Origin of the sequence: Streptomyces shaanxiensis (assembly GCF_039537145.1) — a bacterium.
Classification (GTDB): domain Bacteria; phylum Actinomycetota; class Actinomycetes; order Streptomycetales; family Streptomycetaceae; genus Streptomyces; species Streptomyces shaanxiensis.
This window is the reverse complement of record NZ_BAAAZY010000006.1, coordinates 379373-400614: the sequence shown is the minus strand read 5'-3', so window position 1 is coordinate 400614 and position 21242 is coordinate 379373. Positions and strand designations below refer to the sequence as shown.

Here is a 21242-nt window from a genome sequence, read left to right as displayed (position 1 = left end):
GAATTGCACCCGTGATCTCCCGAATCGATCTGCGCGGCGACGCCCTTCCCGAGGGCCCCGCCCTGCGCGACCTGCTGCCCCGAGCCGACTTCGACGTTCAGGCCGCCCTGGAGAAGGTGCGTCCGATCTGCGAGGCCGTGCATCATCGGGGCGACGCGGCGCTGATCGACTTCGCGGAGAAGTTCGACGGGGTCAAGCTCGACCAGGTGCGGGTGCCCGCGCAGGCCCTCACGCGCGCGCTCGAGGAGCTCGACCCGGCCGTGCGCGCGGCCCTGGAGGAGTCGATCCGCCGCGCCCGTCTCGTCCACCGCGAGCAGCGCCGTACGACGCACACGACCCAGGTCGTGCCCGGCGGTTCCGTGACCGAGAAGTGGGTGCCGGTCGACCGCGTCGGGCTGTACGCGCCCGGCGGCCGGTCCGTCTACCCGTCCTCCGTGATCATGAACGTGGTGCCCGCCCAGGAGGCCGGCGTCGAGTCGGTCGCGCTCGCCTCCCCGGCCCAGGCCGAGTTCGGTGGCCTGCCGCACCCGACGATCCTCGCCGCGTGCGCGCTGCTCGGCGTCGACGAGGTGTACGCCGCCGGTGGCGCCACGGCCGTCGCGATGTTCGCGTACGGCACCGAGTCCTGCCCGCCCGCCAACATGGTCACCGGCCCCGGCAACATCTGGGTCGCCGCCGCCAAGCGCTACTTCACGGGCAAGATCGGCATCGACGCCGAGGCGGGCCCGACCGAGATCGCGGTCCTGGCCGACGCCACCGCCGACCCGGTGCACGTCGCCTCCGACCTGATCAGCCAGGCCGAGCACGACCCGCTGGCCGCCGCAGTCCTCGTCACCGACTCCGTCGAGCTCGCGGACGCGGTGGAGAAGGAGCTGGAGCCGCAGGTCGCGGCCACCAAGCACATCGACGACCGGATCGTCCCGGCCCTCAAGGGCAGGCAGTCCGCGATCGTCCTGGTCGACGGCGTCGAGGAGGGCCTCAGGGTCGTCGACGCCTACGGCGCCGAGCACCTGGAGATCCAGACGGCCGACGCGGCCGCCGTGGCCGACCGGGTGCGCAACGCCGGCGCGATCTTCATCGGCCCCTGGGCGCCGGTCTCGCTCGGCGACTACGCCGCCGGGTCCAACCACGTGCTGCCCACCGGCGGCTGCGCCTGCCACTCCTCGGGCCTGTCGGTCCAGTCCTTCCTGCGCGGCATCCACATCGTCGACTACACGAAGGACGCGCTGGCGGACGTGGCGCATCACGTGGTCACGCTGGCGGAGGCGGAAGACCTGCCGGCGCACGGCGCGGCGATCAAGGCTCGGTTCGGTTGGAAGGTTCCAGAAGGCAAGTGACAGGCATCGACGATCTCCCCGTACGGGACGAGCTACGCGGCAAGTCCCCCTACGGCGCGCCCCAGTTGGACGTCCCCGTACGGCTGAACACCAACGAGAACCCCTACCAGCTGCCCGAGCCCCTGGTCGAGCGGATCGCCGAGCGCGTCCGTGAGGCGGCCCGGAACCTCAACCGCTACCCGGACCGGGACGCGGTCGAGCTGCGCACCCGGCTCGCCAAGTACCTGACGGACACCTCCGGCTACGAGGTGGGCCTCGCCAACGTATGGGCGGCCAACGGCTCCAACGAGGTCATCCAGCAGCTGCTCCAGACCTTCGGCGGACCGGGCCGTACGGCGATCGGCTTCGAGCCGTCGTACTCGATGCACGGCCTGATCTCGCGCGGCACCGGCACGGGCTGGATCTCCGGCCCCCGCAACGAGGACTTCACGATCGACCTCGCGGCCGCCGAGAAGGCGATCGCCGAGAACCGGCCCGACGTCGTGTTCATCACCACGCCCAACAACCCCACGGGCAACGCGGTTCCGCCCGAGACGGTCCTCGCGCTGTACGAGGCCGCGCAGGCCGCCAAGCCGTCGATGGTCGTGGTCGACGAGGCGTACATCGAGTTCAGCCACGGCGACTCGCTGCTGCCGTTGCTCGAGGGCCGGCCGAATCTCGTCGTCTCCCGGACGATGTCGAAGGCCTTCGGCGCGGCCGGCCTGCGCCTCGGCTATCTCGCCGCGCACCCCGCGGTCGTGGACGCCGTCCAGCTCGTACGGCTGCCGTACCACCTGTCGGCCGTCACCCAGGCGACCGCCCTGGCCGCCCTGGAACACACCGACACGCTGCTGAAGTACGTCGAGCAGTTGAAGTCGGAGCGGGACCGGCTGGTGATCGAGTTGCGCGCGGCCGGCTACGAGGTCGTCGAGTCCGACGCGAACTTCGTGCAGTTCGGGCGATTCGACGACGAGGGCGGCTCGCACGCGGCCTGGCAGAAGATCCTTGACCGGGGCGTCCTGGTCCGCGACAACGGCATCCCCGGGTGGCTGCGGGTCAGCGCCGGAACCCCCGAAGAGAACGACGCGTTCCTCGACGCGGTACGTGAACTGAAGAAGGAGCAGAGCGCATGAACCGCGTAGGCCGCATAGAGCGGGTGACGAAGGAGACCTCGGTCCTCGTCGAGATCGATCTCGACGGGTCCGGCAAGGTCGATGTGTCGACAGGTGTCGGCTTCTACGACCACATGCTCGACCAGCTCGGCCGGCACGGTCTGTTCGACCTGACCGTGAAGACCGAGGGCGACCTGCACATCGACTCCCACCACACCATCGAGGACACCGCCCTCGCGCTGGGCGCCGCCTTCAAGCAGGCGCTCGGCGACAAGGTGGGGATCTACCGCTTCGGCAACTGCACGGTCCCGCTGGACGAGTCGCTCGCCCAGGTCACCGTCGACCTCTCCGGCCGCCCGTACCTCGTGCACACCGAGCCCGAGAAGATGGCGCCGATGATCGGCGAGTACGACACCACGATGACCCGGCACATCCTGGAGTCCTTCGTCGCCCAGGCCCAGATCGCCCTGCACGTGCACGTGCCGTACGGGCGCAACGCGCACCACATCGTGGAGTGCCAGTTCAAGGCGCTGGCCCGGGCCCTGCGGTACGCCTCCGAGCGCGACCCGCGCGCGGCCGGCATCCTCCCCTCCACGAAGGGCGCCCTGTGAACGGCCTCTCGACCCTGCTGATCGTCGTCGGCCTCTTCCTGGTCGGCGGCATCTACTCCTTCGTCAAGCAGCAGATGCCGAAGGGCCTCATCGTGCTGCTCTCGATAGGCGCCGCGATGTGTCTCGTCGCGGGCGTCATGAGGCTGGAGGTGTGGAATTGAGCGACGCCAAGAAGGTCGTGGTCTTCGACTACGGCTTCGGCAACGTCCGCTCCGCCGAGCGTGCCCTCGCGCGCGCGGGAGCCGACGTCGAGATCACCCGTGACTTCGACAGGGCCATGAACGCCGACGGGCTGCTCGTGCCGGGCGTCGGCGCCTTCGCCGCCTGCATGCAGGGGCTGAAGGAGGCCCGCGGCGACTGGATCGTCGAGCGCAGGCTGTCCGGCGGGCGCCCCGTGATGGGCATCTGCGTGGGCATGCAGATCCTGTTCGCGCGTGGCATCGAGCACGGCGTCGAGACCGAGGGCCTCGGCGAGTGGCCGGGCTCGGTCGAGCCGTTGCAGGCCGACATCGTGCCCCACATGGGCTGGAACACCGTGGACGCGCCGCCCGCCTCCGAGCTGTTCGCCGGCCTGGACGCGGACGCGCGCTTCTACTTCGTGCACTCCTACGCCGTCCACGACTGGACCCTGGAGACCGCGAACCCGCTGATGACCGCCCCGCTGGTCACCTGGTCGACGCACGGCAAGCCCTTTGTGGCCGCCGTGGAGAACGGCGCCCTGTGGGCCACGCAGTTCCACCCCGAGAAGTCCGGCGACGCCGGAGCGCAGCTGCTCACCAACTGGATCGGAACCCTGTAGAGACATGGCCAAGCTCGAACTCCTCCCCGCCGTCGACGTCCGCGACGGCCAGGCCGTCCGCCTCGTGCACGGCGAGTCCGGCACCGAGACGTCCTACGGCTCCCCGCTGGAGGCCGCCCTGGCCTGGCAGCGCTCTGGCGCCGAGTGGCTGCACCTGGTCGACCTGGACGCCGCGTTCGGCACCGGCGACAACCGGGAGCTGATCGCCGAGGTCGCCAAGGCGATGGACATCAAGGTCGAGCTGTCCGGCGGCATCCGCGACGACGCCTCCCTGGCCGCCGCGCTCGCCACCGGCTGCACGCGCGTGAACCTCGGCACGGCCGCCCTGGAGACCCCGGAGTGGGTCGCCAAGGTCATCGCCGAGCACGGCGACAAGATCGCCGTCGGCCTCGACGTACGCGGCACGACCCTGCGCGGCCGCGGCTGGACCCGCGACGGCGGCGACCTCTACGAGACGCTGGAGCGCCTGAACAGCGAGGGCTGCGCGCGCTACGTCGTCACGGACATCGCCAAGGACGGCACGCTGCAGGGCCCGAACCTGGAGCTGCTGAAGAACGTCTGCGCGGCGACGGACCGCCCGGTGGTCGCCTCCGGCGGCGTCTCGTCCCTGGACGACCTGCGGGCCATCGCCGAGCTGGTGCCGCTCGGTGTCGAGGGCTCCATCGTCGGGAAGGCCCTGTATGCGAAGGCGTTCACCCTGGAAGAGGCCCTGGAGGTTGTCTCGTCATGACGTCCGATGCCGTACGGCGCGTGCAGAGCGGTAGTCCCTGGGAAGAGTCCTTCGGGTTCGCGCGCGCCGTCGCGGCGGGCGATCGTGTGCTGGTGGCGGGCACGACGTCCTTCAAGGGCGATGTGCTGTACGGCGAGGGCGACCCCTACGAGCAGGCCAAGGTGGCCTTCGCGGGCGCCCTCGAGGCGATCGGCGAGTTCGGGCTCGGGGTCGACTCCGTGGTCCGTACGAGGATGTACCTGACCCACGCGCGGGACGTGGACGCCGTGGGCCGGGCCCACAAGGAGCTCTTCGACGCGGTGCGCCCGGTCTCGACGCTGCTGGTCGTCGAGGGTTTCGTGGACTCGCGCATCCTGGTCGAAGTGGAAATAGAAGCATTCAGAAGCACGTTGGAGGAGCCGGTTTCATGACCCTGGCGGTCCGAGTCATCCCCTGCCTGGACGTGGACAACGGCCGGGTCGTCAAGGGCGTCAACTTCCAGAACCTGCGCGACGCGGGCGACCCCGTCGAGATGGCCAAGGTGTACGACGCCGAGGGCGCCGACGAGCTGACGTTCCTGGACATCACCGCCTCGTCGGGCAACCGCGAGACGACGTACGACGTGGTGCGCCGCACCGCCGAGCAGGTGTTCATCCCGCTGACGGTCGGCGGCGGTGTCCGTACGGCCGAGGACGTGGACAAGCTGCTGCGGGCGGGCGCCGACAAGGTGGGCGTCAACACCGCCGCCATCGCCCGTCCCGACCTGATCCGCGAGATCGCCGAGCGGTTCGGGCGGCAGGTGCTGGTGCTGTCGGTCGACGCGCGGCGCACGCCCGAGGGCACCTTCGAGGTCACCACCCACGGCGGCCGCAAGGGCACCGGCATCGACGCCGTCGAGTGGGCGCACCGCGCGGCCGAGCTGGGCGCGGGGGAGATCCTGCTCAACTCGATGGACGCGGACGGCACGAAGGACGGCTACGACCTGGAGATGATCCAGGCGGTGCGCAAGCACGTGACGGTTCCGGTGATCGCCTCCGGCGGCGCCGGCAAGCTCGCCGACTTCTCGCCGGCCATCGAGGCGGGCGCGGACGCGGTGCTCGCGGCGTCGGTGTTCCACTTCGGGGATCTGCGGATCGGCGAGGTGAAGGAGACGCTGCGGACGGCCGGTCACCCCGTCAGGTGACACAGGCCTGCCTACGTCGGCCGGGTCACGTCCGTGTCCACCTTCTTCAGCCTCGGCGTCGCCCCGCTCACCTTCCCCCTGACCGGCGCCGCGATCGGCCTGTGGGGCACCGGCCCGGTTTTCGTCGCCAGCGCGGTCGTCTGTGGGCTCGGCGGGCTGGCCGGCCTGTGCGCGCGGGATCTGCGCCGGGCCGAACTGCCCCGCTGAGCACCCCGCGCGCGGCCGCCCTCAGATCCCCAGCTGCTTCCCCTCGTGCAGCCTCGAGATCGCGTCCTTGTCGCCGTCCAGCTCGACCTTGGCGGCGCTCTGCCGGCCGTAGGCGAACAACAGCAGCTCAGACGGCTCGCCGGTCACCGTGACCACCGGCGTGCCCCGGTGGGCGACCGCCGTCTGGCCGTCGGGGCGGCGCAGCACCAGGCCGGTGGGGGCGCCGCGGCCCACCAGGCGCGCGGAGCGCTCCAGACGGGACCACAGGGCGTCCTGGAAGACCCGGTCGAGTTCGCGCGGCGTCCAGTCCGGCTGGGCGCGGCGGACGTCCTCGGTGTGGACGTAGAACTCGGTCGTGTTCGACGCCTCGTCGATCTGCTTGAGCTGGAAGGGCGAGAAGCGCGGCGGGCCGGTGCGGATGAGCTGGATCAGCTCCTCGTACGGCTTCGCCGCGAACTCCTCCATCGCCTTGTCCAGGCGCTGTGCGAGCGGCTTGATCAGCAAACCGGCGGCGGCATCGGGGCGGCGCTCGCGCACCACCACGTGGGCGGCGAGATCACGAGTCGTCCAGCCCTCGCAGAGGGTGGGGGCGTCGGGGCCCTCGGCCTCCAAGAGGTCGGCGAGGAGGAGTCGTTCACGCTGGGCGAAGGTCGACATGCTGTCAGCCTACGACTGCCTTTCAGGTCCGCCCACCCGTCACCCGACCACCACCCCCCGACGAGGCGCTTGCGCGCCGCCCTATCCATTCAGTGGACACCGGACCGTCACTGTCAGTGGCAGGCGGCACAATGGCATGCATGACCACCAGTACGCCCCGTCAGCCCAGCCGGCTGGACCCCGAGCTCGCCGCGCGCCTCAAGCGCAGCGCGGACGGGCTCCTGCCCGCCATCGCCCAGCAGTACGACACCGGAGAGGTGCTGATGCTCGGCTGGATGGACGACGAGGCGCTGCATCGCACGCTCACCACCGGCCGCTGCACCTACTGGTCGCGCAGCCGCCGGGAGTACTGGGTCAAGGGCGACACCTCCGGCCACTTCCAGTGGGTCAAGTCCGTCGCCCTCGACTGCGACGCCGACACCGTGCTCGTCAAGGTCGACCAGGTCGGCGCCGCCTGCCACACGGGCGCGCGCACCTGCTTCGACGTGGATGTGCTGCTCAAGGACGCCGATTCCGGCGCACCGGCAGCGGATCAGTAAGGTCAGCCGCCATGGACCTCGAGACGTTCCGCAAGCTGGCCACCGACCGCCGCGTCATTCCGGTCACCCGCAAGCTCCTCGCCGACGGCGACACCCCGGTCGCGCTCTACCGCAAGCTCGCCGCCGAGCGCCCCGGCACCTTCCTGCTGGAGTCCGCGGAGAACGGCAGGTCCTGGTCCCGCTACTCCTTCGTGGGCGTACGCTCCGCGGCGACCCTCACCGAGCGCGACGGACAGGCCCACTGGCTCGGCACCCCGCCCGTCGGCGTCCCCGCCGAGGGCGACCCGCTCGCCGCCCTGCGCGCCACCATCGAGGCCCTGCACACCCCGCGCGACCTCGCCCACGACCTGGGCCTGCCGCCCTTCACCGGCGGCATGGTCGGCTACCTCGGCTACGACATCGTGCGCCGCCTGGAGAAGATCGGCCCCGGCGAGCGCGACGACCTCAAGCTGCCCGAGCTGACCATGCTGCTCACCAGTGACCTCGCCGTCATGGACCACTGGGAGGGCTCCGTCCTGCTGATCGCCAACGCGATCAACCACAACGACCTCGACACCGGCGTCGACGAGGCCTACGCCGACGCGGTCGCCCGCCTCGACGCCATGCAGGCCGACCTGACGCGCCCGGTCGCCCAGCCACCGGCCGTGCTCCCGCCCTCCGAGCTCCCCGAGTACACGGCCCTGTGGGGCGGCGAGGACTTCCAGGAGGCCGTCGAGGACATCAAGGAGCGCATCCGGGCCGGCGAGGCCTTCCAGGTGGTCCCCTCCCAGCGCTTCGAAACGCCGTGCACGGCAAGCGCGTTGGACGTCTACCGGGTGCTCCGGGCGACCAACCCGTCGCCGTACATGTACCTGTTCCGCTTCGACGGCTTCGACGTCGTCGGCTCCTCGCCGGAAGCCCTGGTGAAGGTCGAGGACGGGCAGGCGATGGTCCACCCCATCGCCGGCACCCGGTGGCGCGGGGCGACCCCGCAGGAGGACCAGGCCCTCGCCGACGAGCTGCTCGCCGACCCCAAGGAGCGCGCCGAGCACCTCATGCTGGTCGACCTGGGCCGCAACGACCTGGGCCGGGTCTGCGAGCCGGGCTCCGTCGAGGTCGTCGACTTCATGTCCATCGAGCGCTACTCGCACGTGATGCACATCGTCTCGACGGTGACGGGACGCGTGGCGCCCGGCCGCACGGCCTTCGACGTCCTGACCGCCTGCTTCCCGGCCGGCACGCTCTCCGGCGCACCCAAGCCCCGCGCGATGCAGATCATCGACGAACTCGAGCCGTCCAGGCGTGGGCTGTACGGCGGCTGCGTCGGCTACCTCGACTTCGCGGGCGACTCCGACACCGCCATCGCCATCCGTACGGCCCTGCTGCGCGGCGGCACGGCATACGTCCAGGCCGGCGCGGGCATCGTCGCCGACTCCGACCCGGTCGCCGAGGACACCGAGTGCCGGAACAAGGCGGCGGCGGTACTGCGCGCGGTGCACACGGCGAACCGGCTCGGGTGAACCCTGCCGACCGCCTCTCGTGAACCACGCCGATCACCTCCCGTGAACCCGGGTGGCCGTCTCACCCAACCCCGGGTGACTGATCGCTCGGGGTTCGGGTGATAGTGGAGTACGTGACTGCCGTACCGCACCCCCGTTCCGAAGCCCCCGGTTCCGCCCGGGCCGGCCGTATGAGTCTCGCCGTGGCCCTGCTGTGCGGGGCGCTCGGCGCGGCCGTGGCACTGCTCGCCACCCGGCAGCGCTGGTCGGAGGGCACCGTGACGGTGGCCGGCGGCCCGTTCCCCCTGATCGCCAAGGGCAGCGACGTCACGGGCGTCCCCGCGGCCCTGGCGATAGTGGGGCTCGCCGCGCTCGTCGCCGTCTTCGCCGTCCGCCGGGCCGGCCGCCTCATGGTCGCCGGCCTGCTCGCGCTCTCCGGGGCCGGCACCGTCGCGGCCGCCCTGCTCGGCGCCTCCGACAGCGCCGCGCTCGACGAGAAGGCCGCGCAGGCCTCCGGCGACACCTCGGCCACCGTCGAGGCCCTCACCCACACCGCCTGGCCCTACGTCGCTGCCGTCGGCGGCGTCCTGATCCTGCTCGCCGGACTGCTGGCCCTGCGCTACGGCCGGCTCTGGCCCGGCATGTCGGGCCGCTACGAGCGCGGCGGCACACCCCGCCCGCGCCGCAAGGCCCCGGCCCCCGACCCCGACCGGCCCGAGGAGCTCTGGAAGGCCCTGGACCGCGGCGAGGACCCCACCGGGGCATAGCCCGGGCGGTCGCGTCGTGACCCCCGATCACCGCACGCGCACGCGTGCGGGACAATGACAGCGAGCGACCGGCTCACCCACGTACAACACGTACACAGCAACGAGGAGCAAGCAATGGCGGGCAGCAGCCACGGTCACACCCCGGCCGCCTGGACCGGTGTCACGATCGCCTTCATCGGTTTCTGCGTCTCGGGCGCCTTCATGGTGTTGGCCCAGCCCGCGGGCTTCTGGGCCGGCCTGGCCGTCGTGGTCCTCGGCGGCGTCGTCGGCTGGATCATGAGCTCGATGGGCATGGGTCAGCCCAAGGACGCTCACAAGGCGCTGCTCATGTCGCACGAGGTCGAGACGGCGAGCGCCAAGAGCTGAGACCCGTACGACTCCGCTGAGGGGCGACCCGGCGCCGATGGGTGCCGGGGGACGCCCCTCACGCATGTCCGGGGGCACAATGCATGACGTGAACGCCGACGACCCGAGGGCGACCGACAGCCAGGGGACGACCCTGTCCGGCGTCGGCTCGGTGTCGCGCCGCCTTGCCGTGCCGGCGGGGGTGCTCGCGGCCGTCGTCGGCGCCTTCGCGTACGTGGGGGCAGTGGACCCGAACGAACCCGGCCACTATCCCGCCTGCCCGCTCCTCCAGGTCACCGGCATCTACTGCCCCGGCTGCGGCGGACTGCGCAGTGCGCACGCCGTCGTCCACGGGGACTTCGCGGCGGCGCTCCAGGACAACGCGCTCGCTGTCGTCGGCTATGCGCTCTTCGCCGTGGTGTGGACCGTCTGGGTGATCCGGGCGGCGCGAGGGCGACCGATCGGGCTCGATCTCTCGCCGGTGCGGCTGTGGACGGCCGGGGCATTGCTGCTGGTCTTCACCGTTGTCCGGAACCTGCCGTTCGGTGGCTGGCTGCATCCTTGATCAACTGGGGAACGTCCAGGTAGTGGGACCGGCGTCAACCGGATGCGAGGCCTACGCCCTCCTCCGGATACCATCGCAGTGACCATAGGTTTTCGTACCGCTTTCATAACCGACCGTCTGGAAGGGGGCCGCTCGCGTGAGTGTGCTCGACGAGATCATCGACGGAGTCCGTGCCGACCTCGCGGAGCGGCAGGCGCGCGTCAGCCTCGACGAGCTCAAGGAGCGCGCGGCGAAGGCTCCGGCAGCCAAGGACGGGGTCGCCGCGCTCAGGGGCGACGGCGTCAAGGTCATCTGCGAGGTCAAGCGTTCCAGCCCCTCCAAGGGCGCGCTGGCCGCGATCGCCGACCCGGCCGGGCTCGCCGCGGACTACGAGGCGGGCGGCGCGGCCGTCATCTCCGTCCTCACCGAACAGCGTCGCTTCGGGGGCTCGCTGGCCGACCTGGAGGCCGTCCGCGCGCGCGTGGACATCCCGGTCCTCCGTAAGGACTTCATCGTCACGTCGTACCAGCTGTGGGAGGCCCGCGCGTACGGCGCCGACCTCGCGCTGCTGATCGTCGCCGCCCTCGACCAGTCCGCCCTGGAGTCCCTCATCGAGCGCGCGGTGTCCATCGGCCTGACCCCGCTCGTCGAGGTCCACGACGAGGACGAGGTCGAGCGTGCCGTGGACGCGGGCGCGAAGGTCATCGGCGTCAACGCGCGGAACCTGAAGACCCTGGAGGTCGACCGCGGGACGTTCGAGCGCGTCGCGCCCGAGATCCCCGCCCACATCGTCAAGGTCGCCGAGTCGGGCGTCCGCGGCCCCCACGACCTCATCGCCTACGCCAACGCCGGCGCCGACGCGGTCCTGGTCGGCGAGTCCCTCGTCACCGGCAAGGACCCGAAGTCCGCGGTCTCCGACCTGGTGGCAGCGGGCGAGCACCCCGCACTGCGACACGGCCGCAGCTGATCACCCGATAGAGTTGGCCCGATGACGCTCACGACCACGACCACGGACAGGTACGCCCGCCTCGCGCGCGGCTGCCGCCCCCGTGGCTGCCGCGCGCCCGCACGCCGGGTGCACGGCCGTCGAGTGCGATACGTCATCGGAGACGAACCCGGGCAGGTCAACGGCCGTCGATGGCAGCGCCCCTTTAGGGGCGCGGGGCTCAGTTTGATTTGCGGCTACCGCCGCGCGTGCGCGACAAGCCACAGCCGGCCCGCAGCCGGCTGACGAAGCCCCGCCCCCCACGGCGATTAGTGCATTCCGCAAACTCACCGTGAGGTTTCCGCATGCCCAGCGAGTTTTTCATCCCCGACCCCGAGGGTCAGGTACCGAGCGCCGAAGGCTACTTCGGCGCGTTCGGCGGCAAGTTCATCCCGGAGGCCCTCGTCGCCGCCGTGGACGAGGTGGCCGTCGAGTACGACAAGGCCAAGCACGACCCCGAGTTCGCCCGCGAGCTCGACGACCTGCTGGTCAACTACACCGGCCGCCCCAGCTCCCTCACCGAGGTGCCGAGGTTCGCCGAACACGCCGGTGGCGCACGGATCTTCCTGAAGCGGGAAGACCTCAACCACACCGGCTCCCACAAGATCAACAACGTGCTCGGCCAGGCCCTGCTCACCAAGCGCATGGGCAAGACCCGCGTGATCGCCGAGACCGGCGCCGGCCAGCACGGCGTTGCGACGGCGACGGCCTGCGCGCTCTTCGGCCTCGAGTGCACGATCTACATGGGCGAGATCGACACCCAGCGCCAGGCCCTCAACGTGGCCCGGATGCGCATGCTCGGCGCCGAGGTCATCGCCGTGAAGTCGGGATCGCGTACCCTCAAGGACGCCATCAACGAGGCGTTCCGCGACTGGGTCGCCAACGTCGACCACACCCACTACCTCTTCGGTACGGTCGCCGGCCCGCACCCCTTCCCCGCCATGGTCCGCGACTTCCACCGCGTGATCGGCGTCGAGGCCCGCCGTCAGCTCCTGGAGCGCGCCGGACGCCTCCCCGACGCGGCCGTCGCCTGCGTCGGCGGCGGTTCCAACGCCATCGGCCTCTTCCACGCCTTCATCCCCGACACGGACGTACGCCTCATCGGCTGCGAGCCCGCCGGGCACGGCGTCGAGACCGGCGAGCACGCGGCCACGCTGACCGCCGGCGAGCCCGGCATCCTGCACGGTTCCCGCTCCTACGTCCTGCAGGACGAGGAGGGCCAGATCACCGAGCCGTACTCGATCTCGGCCGGTCTGGACTACCCCGGCATCGGCCCGGAGCACTCCTACCTCAAGGACAGCGGCCGCGGCGAGTACCGCGCGGTCACGGACGACGCGGCGATGCAGGCCCTGCGTCTGCTGTCGCGCACCGAGGGCATCATCCCGGCGATCGAGAGCGCCCACGCGCTCGCCGGTGCCCTGGAGGTCGGCAAGGAGCTGGGCAAGGACGGGCTGATCGTCGTCAACCTGTCCGGACGCGGTGACAAGGACATGGACACGGCCGCCCGTTACTTCGGCCTGTACGACACCGACGCCGAGGTGGCCGCCGACGCCAACGGTGGTGCGGCCGAGATCCAGGGGGACGCCAAGTGAGCGGAAACATCCAGCTGTTGACGGACACCCTGCACGCGGCCAAGGCCGAGGGCCGCTCCGCCCTCATCGCCTACCTGCCGGCCGGGTTCCCGACCGTGGACGGCGGCATCGAGGCGATCAAGGCCGCTCTCGACGGCGGCGCGGACGTCGTGGAGGTGGGTCTGCCGCACAGCGACCCCGTCCTCGACGGCCCCGTCATCCAGACCGCCGATGACATCGCCCTGCGCGGCGGCGTCAAGATCGCGGACGTCATGCGTACGGTCCGCGAGGCGCACGAGGCCACCGGCAAGCCGATCCTCGTCATGACGTACTGGAACCCCATCGACCGCTACGGCGTCGAGCGCTTCACCGCCGAGCTGGCGGAAGCGGGCGGTGCGGGCTGCATCCTGCCCGACCTGCCGGTCCAGGAGTCGGCCCTGTGGAGGGAGCACGCCGAGAAGCACGGCCTCGCGACGGTCTTCGTCGTGGCGCCGAGCAGCAAGGACGAGCGGCTCGCCCAGATCACCGCGGCGGGCAGTGGCTTCGTCTACGCCGCCTCGCTGATGGGCGTCACCGGCACCCGCGCGTCCGTGGGCGCGCAGGCGCAGGACCTGGTCGAGCGCACCCGGGCCACCGGAACCGACCTGCCCGTCTGCGTCGGCCTCGGCGTATCCAACGCCGAGCAGGCCGCCGAGGTGGCCGGCTTCGCCGACGGCGTGATCGTCGGCTCGGCCTTCGTGAAGCGGATGCTGGACGCGCCGGACGACGCGGCTGGCGTGGAGGCCGTGCGCACGCTTGCCGGTGAGCTGGCGAAGGGCGTGCGCGGGCAGGCGTAGAGCCCCTCGGAAGCAGCAATCGGAAGTAGGAAGAAGGGTCTTCCGTACGAGTCGCTCGAACGGGTGGACCTGTGGCCGGGGAGGCGCGCTGCGCCTCCCCGGTTCGTTCTGCGGGTGTGAGCGAAAAGAATCGTGAGGGTAAGCGGACCGCCCGGGAGCGGCTGGCGGTCGAGCGCGAGAAGCAGAAGGCCGCGGACAAGCGTCGCCGTGCGCTGATCATCGGCGCGAGCGTCGTCTGCGTGCTGGGACTCGCGGCGGTGATCGGAGTCGTCGCGGCGAACGCCGGCAAGGACGACAGCAGCGACGCGGGGCCGGTGGTGGGACCCTCGGGAGCGCAGGGCAAGGACGGCCTCGCGATCCCGGTCGGCGAGGAGAACGCCAAGTCGACGCTCACGGTCTGGGAGGACTTCCGCTGCCCGGCCTGCAAGTCCTTCGAGGACGCGTACAGATCGACGATCCACGAGCTGACGGACTCGGGCAAGCTCAGGGTCGAGTACCACCTGGCGACGATCATCGACGGCAACATGGGCGGCACCGGCTCCCGCAACGCCGCCAACGCCGCGGCCTGCGCCCAGGACGTCGGAAAGTTCGTGCCGTACCACGACGTGCTGTACCAGAACCAGCCGCCGGAGGTCGACGACGCCTTCGCGAAGAACAGCAAGCTCCTGGAGCTCGCGGCCAAGGTCGACGGCCTGGACACGCCCGCCTTCCGCAAGTGCGTCGAGGACGGCACGCACAACAGCTGGGTGAACAAGTCCAACGACGCGTTCAAGGAGGGCGGCTTCAGTGGTACGCCGACGGTGCTGCTGAACGGCAAGAACATCTACCAGGACCAGACGATGACGCCGGCCAAGCTGAAGCAGATGGTGGAGGAGGCCGCCCAGGGATGAGCCGACGTGGGCAGGGCCTGTTCGGGGCGCTGCCTGTTATGGACCCGTAGCCGGGCCGCCTGACATCGGCGCCGCCCGGCAGGGTAGCGTCGACCTTGCCATGGAACTTGCCTACATTCCCAGCCCGTCGCGCGGGGTGATCCACCTCGGCCCCATTCCGCTGCGCGGCTACGCGTTCTGCATCATCATCGGTGTCTTCGTAGCCGTCTGGCTCGGCAACAAACGCTGGATCGCCCGGGGCGGGCGAGCCGGCACGGTTGCCGACATCGCGGTCTGGGCCGTGCCGTTCGGCCTGATCGGCGGCCGGCTCTACCACGTGATCACGGACTACCAGCTGTACTTCAGCGAGGGCCGTGACTGGGTGGACGCCTTCAAGATCTGGGAGGGCGGCCTCGGTATCTGGGGCGCCATCGCCTTCGGCGCGCTGGGCGCGTGGATCGGCTGCCGGCGCCGGGGCATCCCGCTGCCCGCGTACGCCGACGCCGTGGCGCCCGGCATCGCCTTCGCGCAGGCGATCGGGCGCTGGGGCAACTGGTTCAACCAGGAGCTGTACGGAAGGCAGACGGATGTTCCGTGGGCCCTGGAGATCACGTCCACGACCGACGGACGGGTGCCGGGCACCTACCACCCGACCTTCCTGTACGAGTCGCTGTGGTGCATCGGCGTCGCGCTGCTGGTGATCTGGGCCGACCGCCGCTTCAAGCTGGGGCACGGGCGGGCGTTCGCGCTGTACGTCGCCGCGTACTGCGCCGGCCGCGGCTGGATCGAGTACATGCGCATCGATGACGCCCACAAGGTCCTTGGTGTGCGGCTGAACGTCTGGACCGCGATCATCGTCTTCCTGCTCGCGGTGACGTACATCGTGGTGTCGGCGAAGAAGCGGCCGGGCCGCGAAGAGGTCGTCGAGCCGGGGGCGGCGGAAGGCTCCGACGGTGCGGCCGGGGGCGATGCCGACGCCGACGAGAAGAAGGCCGAGACGGACTCCCCGGACGCTGAGGATGCGTCGGGTGCTGAGGACTCCTCGGGCACGGAGGAGAAGGACGACGCGAAAGAAGACGTGAGCGACGCGGCCGAGTCGGCGAAGAAGAGCTGACGGTCGGTCGTACGTGGACGAGGGCGCCCGGGTCTCCCGGGCGCCCTCGTCGCGTCTCAGGCGCGGCGGGCCAGGGACAGGGTTCGCTGTGCCGTCGCCACCACCGCCGCGTCGACGAAGCTCCCGTCCGGGAGCGCTTGGGCACCTTGATTCGCCGCCCCTGCCTTGATGATCGTCTCCGCCTGTTCCAGTTCCGCCTCCGTGGGGAGATAGGCCCGTTCGATCACCGGGAGCTGGCGGGGGTGGATGGCCGCTCGGCCCAGGAAGCCCAGGGTGCGGCCGTGGGCGCAGGACGCGGCCAGGCCCTCCAGGTCGCGGATGTCCGGGTGGATGGACTGGGCCGGTGGGGGCAGGCCCGCCGCTCGGGCGGCCACGACGACGCGGGAGCGGCACCAGTCGAGGCCCGCGTCGCTCCGTACGCCGAGGTCGGCCCGTAGATCCGCCTCGCCCAGCGAGATGCCGTGGAGGGAGGGGTGGGCGGTGGCGATCGCGTGGGCGCGCTCGATGCCCAGGGCCGATTCCAGGAGGGCGTGGAGCGGGGGTGCGCCCGGGTCGGTGGGCGGTGTGGTCTGTGCGAGGTGGATGATCTGCTCGGCGGAGATCACTTTCGGGAGGCGGAGGCCGGACAGGCCGGGCAGGGCCGCCAGTGTCTCCAGGTCCTTCGCCGCCGACGGTGTGCCCAGGGCGTTCACGCGGACATGGATGGGGACCTGGTGCTCGGGCTCGGAGAGCAGGTCGGCCGTGGCCGCCCGGGCGTAGTCCTTGCGGTCCGGGGCGACCGCGTCCTCCAGGTCGACGATGACGATGTCGGCGCCGGACGTCAGGGCCTTGGCCACCACGCCGGGACGGTCGCCGGGGGCGTACAGCCAGGTCAGGGGGTACGGGGCGGTCGTCGCCGGGCGCGTCACAGGGCGCCCTCCTCGTGCAGGGATGCCAGTTCGGCGGGGGCCAGGCCCAGGTCGGTGAGGATCTCGTCGGTGTCGGCGCCGTGCGGGCGGCCCGCCCAGCGGATCGTGCCGGGGGTGGCGGAGAGGCGGAAGAGGACGTTCTGCATGCGCAGGAGGCCGAGTTCGGGGTCGTCGACGGTGGTGATCGTGTCCAGGGCCGCGTACTGCGGATCCGTCATCACATCCCGTACGTCCTGGATCGGAGCGACCGCCGCCTCCGCCTTCTCGAAGGCCGCGAGGACGTCGGAGCGGGTGTGGCGGGCGATCCAGTCGCCGACCGCCCGGTCGAGGACGTCGGCGTGGCGGGCCCGGTCGGCGCCTGTCGCGAACCAGGGTTCGTCGATCAGGTCGGGGCGCCCCACCAGGTGCATCACGCGCTCGGCAATCGACTGGGCGGAGGTGGAGACGGCGACCCAGGTGCCGTCCGCGGTGCGGTAGGTGTTGCGCGGGGCGTTGTTGGCGGAGCGGTTGCCGGTGCGTTCCTGGACGTAGCCGAGCTGGTCGTACCAGGTCGCCTGGGGGCCGAGGGCCAGCAGCATCGGCTCGATCAGGGCCATGTCGACGACCTGGCCCTCGCCGGTACGCTCGCGGGCGGCCAGTGCCGTCATCACCGCGTACGCGGTCGCGAGGCCCGCGATCGAGTCGGCCAGGCCGAACGGCGGGAGCGTCGGGGGCGCGTCCGGTTCGCCGGTGAGTGCGGCGAAGCCGCTCATCGCCTCGGCCAGGGTGCCGAAGCCGGGGCGGTGGGCGTAGGGGCCGAACTGGCCGAAGCCGGTGACGCGGGCGAGGACCAGGCGGGGGTTGGCGGCGGAGAGCTCCGGCCAGCCGAGGTCCCATTTCTCCAGGGTGCCCGGGCGGAAGTTCTCGATGACGACGTCCGCGGTCGCGGCCAGGCGCAGGAGGGTGGCGCGGCCGCCGGGCTTGGAGAGGTTCAGGGTGATCGTGCGCTTGTTGCGGCCGAGGACCTTCCACCACAGGCCCACGCCGTCCTTCGACGGGCCGTGGCCGCGGGAGGGGTCCGGCTTCTCGGGGTGCTCGACCTTGACGATCTCCGCGCCGAAGTCGCCGAGCATCGTGGCGGCGAGGGGGCCGGCGAAGAGGGTGGCCAGGTCGAGGACGCGGAGGCCGGCCAAGGGCGCTTTGGCCATTCCGGCGGTTGCTTCGGCGGTTGTCTCAGCGGCTGCTTCGGTCATGACGCGTACCGTGCCTCGATCTCGGGGCGGTACGGCATCGACGCCGAGGCGCCCTCCCGCTGGACCGACAGCGCGGCCGCTGCCGCCGCCCAGGCCAGAGCGTCCGGCATCGGGCGGCCTTCACCGAGCGCCACCGCGAGGGCGCCGACGAACGTGTCCCCGGCGCCGGTGGAGTCGACGGCGGTGACCTTCGGGGCGGGGACGGTCAGGGGGTCGGCGCCGCGGGTGACGTACAGGCTGCCGGCCGCGCCCAGGGTGACGACGACCTCGGGGACCCGGTCGAGCAGTGCGGTGGCCGCCTCGCGGGGGTCGGTGCGGCCGGTGAGGGTGGTGGCCTCGTGTTCGTTGGGGACCAACAGGTCGACGGCGGCGAGGAGTTCGTCCGGGAGCGGCTGGGCGGGGGACGGGGTGAGGACCGTACGGACGTCGTGGCGGCGGGCCGCCTGGGCGCCGGCGACGACCGCGGGCAACGGGATCTCCAGCTGGAGCAGCAGGATGTCGGCGGAGGCGATGACGCCCTCGTCGCCGGGGCTCAGATGGTCGAGCGTGCCGTTGGCGCCGGGGATCACGACGATCGCGTTGCCGCCCTCGTCGTCCACGACGATGTGCGCGGTGCCGGAGGGGCCTTCGGCGGTGCGGAGGTCGTCGGTGTCCACGCCGGAGTGTTCGAGGGTGGAGCGCAGGTGGGTGCCGTAGGCGTCGTTGCCGACGGCGCCGATCATCAGGACGTCGCCGCCCGCGCGGGCGGCCGCGATCGCCTGGTTGGCGCCCTTGCCGCCGGGGACCGTACGGAACTCCCGTCCCGTCACGGTCTCGCCGCGCTGCGGTGCCTTGGTGACGTAGGTGACCAGGTCCATGTTCGTGCTGCCGAGCACGACGATGTCGGTCATGGGTGGATGGCCTCCCAGTGGGTGAGGTCGTAGGTGAGTTGGGCCAGTGCGTCGAAGCCCGTGCCGTTGAAGTCGGCGACGGAGGTGGCGAGGCGGTTCTTGAGGGGAGCGGTCCAGCGGTGCGGGAGGGCGGCGGGCGTGCCGGTGAGGAGGGCCGCGATGCTGCCCGCGGTCGCGCCGTTGGAATCGGTGTCCCAACCCCCCGATACGGCACGGCAGATGGAGCCGGTGAAGTCGCCGTTCGCGTGGGTGAGGGCGGCGGTGATCAGGGCGGTGTTGGGGATGGCGTGGACCCAGTGGTGGGTGTGCGCGTGGGTGGCGTGGAGTTCGTCGACGACCGTGTCGAAGTCCTCGTGGGTGCCGGCCAGGTGGATGGCGTGGTGGATCGCCTCCGCCAGGCGGGACCGCGGGGGGATCACCGTGAGGCCGGTGCGCAGGCAGGCGTGGATGTCGTCGATGCCGGTCGCTGTCGCCGCCTGTGCGATGACCGCCGCCGTGAACATCGCCGCGTAGACGCCGTTGGCGGTGTGGGTGAGGGTGGCGTCCCTGTGGGCCTGTTCGGCTGCGGCGGACGGGTCGCCGGGGTTGGTCCAGCCGTGGACGTCCGCGCGGATGAGGGCGCCGATCCACTCGCGGAAGGGGTTGCGGTGGCGGGCCGTGTGCGGGGGTTCGAGGCCGAGGAGGAGGTTGCGGTGGGCGATGCGTTCGGCGGTGAAGGTGCGGCCCGGGGGGAGTTCGTCGAGCCACAGGCGGGCTACGTCGGTGGTGGTGAAGGTTCTGCCGTGGCGTTGGAGCAGGAGGAGGTTGAGGAGGGGGTAGTTGAGGTCGTCGTCCTCGGGCATGCCGTCGATGTTCTCGGCGAGGGACGTCGTTGCCGAGCGGCGGTTCCAGGGGTGGGCGGTGAGCAGGTCCGGGGGAACGCCGCGAGCGGTGAAGTAGGTGTTCAGGGGCCAGTTGCCGGTCGACTTGGCCAGGTGGCGGATGGCTTCGAGGGGGAGCTTTTCCACGGGCTTGCCGAGGAGACAGCCGACTGCTCGGCCCAGCCAGGCGGCTTCGAGGCGCGGTGGTGCGGGCCGCGGCGTGGAGGCGCTGGGATCGGACGGCCAGTTCGGGCACAGGGACTTGATCTTCTTCAGGTCCGTCGGCTCGTCGTCCGTCAACCTGCTCGGCAGGTCCGCCAGTTCGTCCAGCAGGTCCTCTGCCAGCGTCCGCAGATACCTCGACGCCGGCTCCGCCGAAGCCCCCGCCCGCAGTGGGGCCGCGCTGCCGCCCGCCGCTTCCCACCTCTCCGCGATCCTCGACGGCTCACGGCCGTCCAAGGCCGCCTGCCGGAGTTCGTGGCCCAGCAGGTCCTCCGGCTGGACCCAGGTCAGTCGGAGCATCCTCGGCCCTCCAGTGCCGTGAACGCCGCCTCGTGGGCTCGGTGGCGGCGGATGTCGCGGGCGTGGATCTCCCTCGTGACCTCGGTCAGGGCGCGGGGTGGTTCCCAGAGGTCCAGGCGGCTGGCCTCCGCGACCGTCTTCGACCAGTCCTGCGGGGGCGGTGAGCCCAGGGCGCCGGACAGGGCGCCGGCCATCGTCGCGATCGAGTCGCAGTCGCGGCCGTAGTTCACCGCGCCCAGGACCGCCTGGCGGTAGTCGCCGTTCGCGACCAGCAGCATGGCCAGGGCGACGGGGAGTTCCTCGACGGCGTGCAGGCGGGAGGGGCGGCGGGCGCCGAGGGAAGGCTGTCGGTAGTCGGGGCCGACCGTGTCGTACGGGGTGATCGCCTTGCGGAGCGGGGCCAGCGCCGACTCGAAGTCCGTGTGGGCGCCCGCCACTTCGCAGACCTTCTCGATCGCCGTCCGCGTGCCGTCCTTCGCCAGGGACAGGCAGGTCGAGATGATCGCGTCCGGTGTCGCCTCGGGGGTGCACGCCGCTGCCACCGCCGCCGCGAAGACGCCCGCCGCCTCGCGGCCGTACGACGACTGGTGGGCGCCCGCGATGTCCAGCGCCTCGGCGTACGCGGCCCTCGGGTTCGCCGCGTTGACCAGGCCGACGGGGGCCATGTACATCGCCGCACCGCAGTTGACGATGTTGCCGACGCCGGCCTCGCGTGGGTCGACGTGGCCGTAGTGGAGGCGGGCCACCAGCCATTTCTCCGCCAGGAAGACGCGGTGGAGGGGGAGGGCCTCCGCCTCCAGCTCGGGGATCCAGCGCGGGTTCGTCATCAGGTCCGGGACCAGGTGGTCGGCGATCGCGTACGCGTCCAAGTGGTCGCGGACCTGGACGTACACCCGTACCAGCGCGTGCGTCATCAAGGTGTCGTCGGTGACGTGGCCGTCGCCCTTGTGGTACGGCGCGATGGGGCGGGCCGTGCGCCAGGCGTCGCCGTTCCAGGGGCCGACGATGCCGTGGACGCGGCCGGCGTGACGTTCGAGGATCTGGTCGGGGGAGTAGCCCTCCACCGGGCCGCCGAGGGCGTCGCCGACCGCCGCGCCGACCAGGGCGCCGGTGATCCGCTCGTCGAGACGCGGACCACTGGTTTCTCGCGGGCCACTGGTTTCTTCTGGTTTGGGCGTCATGCCCCGA

At 71.5% G+C, this 21242-nt stretch carries 25 protein-coding genes and 1 pseudogene; 20 read left to right on the top strand and 6 right to left on the bottom strand.

What is annotated here, in order from left to right; translation table 11 throughout:
* Positions 1–11 precede the first annotated feature (11 nt).
* The 9 genes and pseudogenes from hisD to ABD932_RS08550 all read left to right on the top strand — a co-directional run.
* Entirely contained in the window at positions 12–1337 is a 1326-nt protein-coding gene (hisD, locus tag ABD932_RS08590; RefSeq protein WP_345010256.1) for a histidinol dehydrogenase, read from the top strand.
* Positions 1334–2449, top strand: a complete 1116-nt coding sequence (locus ABD932_RS08585) for a histidinol-phosphate transaminase (RefSeq protein ID WP_345010254.1) — start codon at positions 1334–1336, stop codon at positions 2447–2449. Before hisD ends, ABD932_RS08585 begins: the two co-directional genes overlap by 4 nt.
* Positions 2446–3039 (top strand): imidazoleglycerol-phosphate dehydratase HisB, encoded by a 594-nt coding sequence (gene hisB, locus ABD932_RS08580; protein WP_030951295.1) that lies wholly within the window; start codon positions 2446–2448, stop codon positions 3037–3039. Before ABD932_RS08585 ends, hisB begins: the two co-directional genes overlap by 4 nt.
* A complete protein-coding gene (locus ABD932_RS08575; protein ID WP_175647374.1) occupies positions 3036–3200 on the top strand; it encodes a hypothetical protein in 165 nt (54 codons plus the stop codon). The genes hisB and ABD932_RS08575 overlap by 4 nt, the downstream gene beginning before the upstream one ends.
* Complete coding sequence (hisH, locus tag ABD932_RS08570) at positions 3191–3838, top strand: imidazole glycerol phosphate synthase subunit HisH (protein WP_345010250.1); 648 nt, start codon at positions 3191–3193, stop codon at positions 3836–3838. The genes ABD932_RS08575 and hisH overlap by 10 nt, the downstream gene beginning before the upstream one ends.
* Before the next feature lie 4 nt (positions 3839–3842).
* Positions 3843–4568 carry a bifunctional 1-(5-phosphoribosyl)-5-((5-phosphoribosylamino)methylideneamino)imidazole-4-carboxamide isomerase/phosphoribosylanthranilate isomerase PriA gene (gene priA / locus ABD932_RS08565; RefSeq protein ID WP_217210200.1) on the top strand — a complete coding sequence of 242 codons (726 nt, stop codon included), beginning with the start codon at positions 3843–3845 and terminating at the stop codon, positions 4566–4568.
* Entirely contained in the window at positions 4565–4978 is a 414-nt protein-coding gene (locus ABD932_RS08560) for a RidA family protein (RefSeq protein ID WP_345010246.1), read from the top strand. The genes priA and ABD932_RS08560 overlap by 4 nt, the downstream gene beginning before the upstream one ends.
* Positions 4975–5730 (top strand): imidazole glycerol phosphate synthase subunit HisF, encoded by a 756-nt coding sequence (gene hisF, locus ABD932_RS08555; RefSeq protein ID WP_345010244.1) that lies wholly within the window; start codon positions 4975–4977, stop codon positions 5728–5730. The genes ABD932_RS08560 and hisF overlap by 4 nt, the downstream gene beginning before the upstream one ends.
* A 6-nt stretch (positions 5731–5736) precedes the next feature.
* Positions 5737–5937: pseudogene (locus ABD932_RS08550) on the top strand (MFS transporter); the annotation flags it as partial.
* Positions 5938–5958: 21 nt separating this feature from the next.
* Here ABD932_RS08550 and ABD932_RS08545 read toward each other — a convergent pair.
* The gene (locus ABD932_RS08545) at positions 5959–6594 is read right to left on the bottom strand and encodes a TIGR03085 family metal-binding protein (RefSeq protein ID WP_345010242.1); all 636 of its coding nucleotides are present in this window, start codon (positions 6592–6594) and stop codon (positions 5959–5961) included.
* 140 nt (positions 6595–6734) lie between these two features.
* On the opposite strand from ABD932_RS08545, the gene hisI reads away from it, so the two are divergent.
* The 11 genes from hisI to lgt all read left to right on the top strand — a co-directional run bounded on the left by hisI (position 6735) and on the right by lgt (position 15642).
* Positions 6735–7133 (top strand): phosphoribosyl-AMP cyclohydrolase, encoded by a 399-nt coding sequence (gene hisI / locus ABD932_RS08540; RefSeq protein WP_345010240.1) that lies wholly within the window; start codon positions 6735–6737, stop codon positions 7131–7133.
* Between the two features lie 11 nt (positions 7134–7144).
* The gene (locus ABD932_RS08535; RefSeq protein ID WP_345010238.1) at positions 7145–8632 is read left to right on the top strand and encodes an anthranilate synthase component I; all 1488 of its coding nucleotides are present in this window, start codon (positions 7145–7147) and stop codon (positions 8630–8632) included.
* A gap of 104 nt (positions 8633–8736) precedes the next feature.
* A complete protein-coding gene (locus ABD932_RS08530) occupies positions 8737–9378 on the top strand; it encodes a TIGR02234 family membrane protein (RefSeq protein ID WP_345010236.1) in 642 nt (213 codons plus the stop codon).
* Between the two features lie 114 nt (positions 9379–9492).
* On the top strand, positions 9493–9744 hold the full coding sequence (locus ABD932_RS08525; protein ID WP_345010234.1) for an HGxxPAAW family protein: 252 nt from the start codon (positions 9493–9495) through the stop codon (positions 9742–9744).
* 79 nt (positions 9745–9823) lie between these two features.
* Entirely contained in the window at positions 9824–10288 is a 465-nt protein-coding gene (locus ABD932_RS08520) for a DUF2752 domain-containing protein (RefSeq protein WP_345010506.1), read from the top strand.
* Between the two features lie 136 nt (positions 10289–10424).
* A complete protein-coding gene (gene trpC, locus ABD932_RS08515; RefSeq protein ID WP_345010232.1) occupies positions 10425–11234 on the top strand; it encodes an indole-3-glycerol phosphate synthase TrpC in 810 nt (269 codons plus the stop codon).
* Positions 11235–11255: 21 nt separating this feature from the next.
* Complete coding sequence (gene trpM, locus ABD932_RS43930) at positions 11256–11498, top strand: tryptophan biosynthesis modulator TrpM (protein WP_425587423.1); 243 nt, start codon at positions 11256–11258, stop codon at positions 11496–11498.
* Positions 11499–11557: 59 nt separating this feature from the next.
* Positions 11558–12844 (top strand): tryptophan synthase subunit beta, encoded by a 1287-nt coding sequence (gene trpB, locus ABD932_RS08510; protein ID WP_345010230.1) that lies wholly within the window; start codon positions 11558–11560, stop codon positions 12842–12844.
* A complete protein-coding gene (gene trpA, locus ABD932_RS08505) occupies positions 12841–13659 on the top strand; it encodes a tryptophan synthase subunit alpha (protein ID WP_345010228.1) in 819 nt (272 codons plus the stop codon). The genes trpB and trpA overlap by 4 nt, the downstream gene beginning before the upstream one ends.
* Before the next feature lie 116 nt (positions 13660–13775).
* Positions 13776–14549: a DsbA family protein gene (locus ABD932_RS08500; protein WP_345010226.1), complete on the top strand. Its 774-nt coding sequence runs from the start codon at positions 13776–13778 to the stop codon at positions 14547–14549.
* Between the two features lie 100 nt (positions 14550–14649).
* Positions 14650–15642 carry a prolipoprotein diacylglyceryl transferase gene (gene lgt, locus ABD932_RS08495; RefSeq protein WP_345010224.1) on the top strand — a complete coding sequence of 331 codons (993 nt, stop codon included), beginning with the start codon at positions 14650–14652 and terminating at the stop codon, positions 15640–15642.
* 56 nt (positions 15643–15698) lie between these two features.
* On the opposite strand, the gene ABD932_RS08490 is transcribed toward lgt, so the two are convergent.
* Genes ABD932_RS08490 through ABD932_RS08470 form a run of 5 tightly spaced genes read right to left on the bottom strand, consistent with a single transcriptional unit; the run spans position 15699 to position 21235 of the window.
* On the bottom strand, positions 15699–16550 hold the full coding sequence (locus ABD932_RS08490) for an HpcH/HpaI aldolase/citrate lyase family protein (protein WP_345010222.1): 852 nt from the start codon (positions 16548–16550) through the stop codon (positions 15699–15701).
* Entirely contained in the window at positions 16547–17737 is a 1191-nt protein-coding gene (locus tag ABD932_RS08485) for a CaiB/BaiF CoA transferase family protein (RefSeq protein ID WP_345010504.1), read from the bottom strand. The genes ABD932_RS08490 and ABD932_RS08485 overlap by 4 nt, the downstream gene beginning before the upstream one ends.
* Before the next feature lie 41 nt (positions 17738–17778).
* Complete coding sequence (gene rbsK, locus ABD932_RS08480; protein ID WP_345010220.1) at positions 17779–18672, bottom strand: ribokinase; 894 nt, start codon at positions 18670–18672, stop codon at positions 17779–17781.
* Positions 18669–20054 carry an ADP-ribosylglycohydrolase family protein gene (locus tag ABD932_RS08475; protein ID WP_345010218.1) on the bottom strand — a complete coding sequence of 462 codons (1386 nt, stop codon included), beginning with the start codon at positions 20052–20054 and terminating at the stop codon, positions 18669–18671. The genes rbsK and ABD932_RS08475 overlap by 4 nt, the downstream gene beginning before the upstream one ends.
* The gene (locus ABD932_RS08470; RefSeq protein WP_345010216.1) at positions 20042–21235 is read right to left on the bottom strand and encodes an ADP-ribosylglycohydrolase family protein; all 1194 of its coding nucleotides are present in this window, start codon (positions 21233–21235) and stop codon (positions 20042–20044) included. The genes ABD932_RS08475 and ABD932_RS08470 overlap by 13 nt, the downstream gene beginning before the upstream one ends.
* Positions 21236–21242 lie beyond the last annotated feature (7 nt).

Bases quoted from the DNA above. Each gene is read 5' to 3' on its own strand.
- ABD932_RS08545 (WP_345010242.1), bottom strand. From the start codon at position 6,594: ATGTCGACCTTCGCCCAGCGTGAACGACTCCTCCTCGCCGACCTCTTG.
- lgt (WP_345010224.1), top strand. From the start codon at position 14,650: ATGGAACTTGCCTACATTCCCAGCCCGTCGCGCGGGGTGATCCACCTC.
- ABD932_RS08535 (WP_345010238.1), top strand. From the start codon at position 7,145: ATGGACCTCGAGACGTTCCGCAAGCTGGCCACCGACCGCCGCGTCATT.
- hisF (WP_345010244.1), top strand. From the start codon at position 4,975: ATGACCCTGGCGGTCCGAGTCATCCCCTGCCTGGACGTGGACAACGGC.
- rbsK (WP_345010220.1), bottom strand. From the start codon at position 18,672: ATGACCGACATCGTCGTGCTCGGCAGCACGAACATGGACCTGGTCACC.
- ABD932_RS08475 (WP_345010218.1), bottom strand. From the start codon at position 20,054: ATGCTCCGACTGACCTGGGTCCAGCCGGAGGACCTGCTGGGCCACGAA.
- hisI (WP_345010240.1), top strand. From the start codon at position 6,735: ATGACCACCAGTACGCCCCGTCAGCCCAGCCGGCTGGACCCCGAGCTC.
- ABD932_RS08525 (WP_345010234.1), top strand. From the start codon at position 9,493: ATGGCGGGCAGCAGCCACGGTCACACCCCGGCCGCCTGGACCGGTGTC.
- trpM (WP_425587423.1), top strand. From the start codon at position 11,256: ATGACGCTCACGACCACGACCACGGACAGGTACGCCCGCCTCGCGCGC.
- ABD932_RS08470 (WP_345010216.1), bottom strand. From the start codon at position 21,235: ATGACGCCCAAACCAGAAGAAACCAGTGGCCCGCGAGAAACCAGTGGT.
- trpB (WP_345010230.1), top strand. From the start codon at position 11,558: ATGCCCAGCGAGTTTTTCATCCCCGACCCCGAGGGTCAGGTACCGAGC.
- ABD932_RS08485 (WP_345010504.1), bottom strand. From the start codon at position 17,737: ATGGCCAAAGCGCCCTTGGCCGGCCTCCGCGTCCTCGACCTGGCCACC.
- priA (WP_217210200.1), top strand. From the start codon at position 3,843: ATGGCCAAGCTCGAACTCCTCCCCGCCGTCGACGTCCGCGACGGCCAG.
- hisB (WP_030951295.1), top strand. From the start codon at position 2,446: ATGAACCGCGTAGGCCGCATAGAGCGGGTGACGAAGGAGACCTCGGTC.
- ABD932_RS08560 (WP_345010246.1), top strand. From the start codon at position 4,565: ATGACGTCCGATGCCGTACGGCGCGTGCAGAGCGGTAGTCCCTGGGAA.
- ABD932_RS08520 (WP_345010506.1), top strand. From the start codon at position 9,824: ATGCATGACGTGAACGCCGACGACCCGAGGGCGACCGACAGCCAGGGG.